The organism is Streptomyces sp. NPDC054796 (assembly GCF_053611545.1).
On sequence record NZ_JBSHAO010000072.1, the window covers coordinates 34433 to 36743 of the forward strand.

Sequence of the window (2311 nt, forward strand, 5' to 3'; positions counted from 1 at the left end):
CGGTCGAAGTTATTCCAACCATGCCCAATCTGACGACCACTACCATACGGCTGACCGTCATCACGCAGGAAGTTGTTGGAGTACAACCACATCGTACCGTCGGACTTCGTTGCCACCAGGTCGGAGAACGAGTCACCCGTCACGCTGTGGGTGGTCCTTCCGGGCTCCTCCCACTGCCACCAGCTTGTCTGCTTGCGGGCACCATCCCAGCTGAGACTGAAGTGGATGTGGTCCGTGTGCGGATTACTGCCGTTGTACTCCCGCCACCCGTCTGCGGCTTGGCTCGACGACCAGATCTGGCCGTTCCAGATCAGGTACATGACCCCGAGCCGCCGGGCGTTGGCGTGCTTGTTGCCGTGCCTGTCCGTCTTCAGCAGCCAGGTGAGGATGTCCTCGGCGACGGCGCGCTCACCGGAGTCGTTGTAGTTGAGCATGTAGTCCAGCGCACGGCCTTCCTTGTGCTCACTCGTGCCACCGTCATCGCAGGCGCGGGTGATGTAGGAAGTGTGAGAGCCGTACGCCTCGTTGAGCAGGTCCCGGAGACCCTGAGTGCCCGGCTTGGCGGTCGGATCACAAGTGTCCTGGGGGTCGTTGGCGGCATACGCGTCGATGGCTGACCCGAAGTCCGGGGTGGACGGCGCGGCCGACGCGGGCGTCACCACGAGGATCGTCGCCGCGGCGACGACGAGCCCCAGCATCCAGGCTGTCAGCGCGGTGGCCGGCCGCCACCGGCTCCATGGGTGCGGACCGGCGGACGGTAACGAGTCCGCCTGGGGTCTTGCTCTCATTCTGAACACGGCACTCCTTCGATCGAGTCTTCCGGGAGGGCGTGCTGGTCGGTTCACTACGCCCTGGTTGGTGATGCACGGGTATTGCTGATGAACGATCTGCTCCGCGGATTTCCCCCACGACCAGCGTGAGTACTCCGGAAGCTCGTCACACCAGCCCTTTGGCCTGCAACTTCAAGTTGGCGGAGGCTCAATGGGTACGAGGTGTCCGGATCTTTTTCGCACGCATCCTCCAATTGTTTGGATGTGACGCGTTCATGCCACTCCTGATCGTCGTTTGCGCTGGAGCGGAGAAGCCGACACGGTTGATGCAGGCGATCACAACGCCGTCGGCCCGGTGAAGCCAGGGACCTTGGGCCCACCGCTGACGCGGCAGCCTGGCACCGGACGTAGCGGCGTGTGGGGTTCTCCGTGGTTGCAATGGCTGAGCGGGTGGACCGTACCGTCCGTTGCACACGACGGATGGCCCTCGCGCCCGTTTGCTCCGTCAGCATCTCTGACGCGAGCATGGCCAGCCAGGGTTTTTCGTTCTGCCGGAAAAGCCCAGGCGACGAGGGGGAATCGCATGCTCCGGATCCACTTCACCGATACCGACCCGGCCCGGCCGGTCCGGCGAGATCACCACCGCCCGCCACGACAAGCTCACCGACGCGGAGAAGGCGGAGAAGGAGACGAACCGTCTGCTCAGCCGCGAACGCGCCGCTGTCGAGCACGGCTTCGCCAACCTCTAGACCTGGCGCATCCTCACAAAGGTCCGCATGAACACCGGCCACGCGACCACCCTCCTGCGGGCCCTCCTGGTCCTCGCGAACACCGAGACCCAGAGGTGACCGACGATCTCCCGAGACAATCACGCTCCTGGCCGGCGCGGCGCAGCAGACCGGTGGCAGTCTCGCCCATCTCACCGGCCGCCCCTCCGTCGCCGCCGTCTGCGGAGGCACACTCCACCACCTGGTCGAAGTCCTCAAAGCAGGCGGGCTGCCAGCCACCGTCACATGCACCCCGATGACCGCTTCCACGCCCTCACCGTGCTCCGCCCATTGTGGCAAGCGCCACTCCACGCGCTCACCACTCCCTTGCGGAGCACCGACGTCATGGCGCGCAAAGGGCCCTGGCGATCCTGAACCTTGTATCCATGGCCTCAATGCACCCTCATGCATGAAGGGCGAGAACACCGCATCGCCTCAGACCGATGACTGGTTGTTCTTCCTGTCCTCGCCTGCACGTACCCGGCCGTCGGCACCATCTGCGACTGCCCCCGCCGCAGAGCCGGAGAAGCGCTGCTGAGCCGCTGGTGACGTTATGGCCGTCGGCTCCTACACACGTAATGGTGGAACACGGCGGGGCCCGGCTCCCCGTCCACGGCGGACAAGCCGGGCCCCTTCGGACTGTTGCATGAGCGAAATTGCGATAGTCCTGCGGGTAGGTGTCAGGAGCCGTGGGCGTTGGTCGGCATGGACCGGCCGAAGTAGGTGTACGGGTCCTTGGACAGGCCCGCTGTGGCGGCCGAGAAGCTGACCGCG

1 pseudogene is annotated in these 2311 nt (G+C 65.1%); it reads right to left on the minus strand.

The features are described 5' to 3' along the window. Positions 1 to 698: pseudogene (locus ACWGJ2_RS35915) on the minus strand (hypothetical protein); the annotation flags it as partial. Positions 699 to 2311 lie beyond the last annotated feature (1613 nt).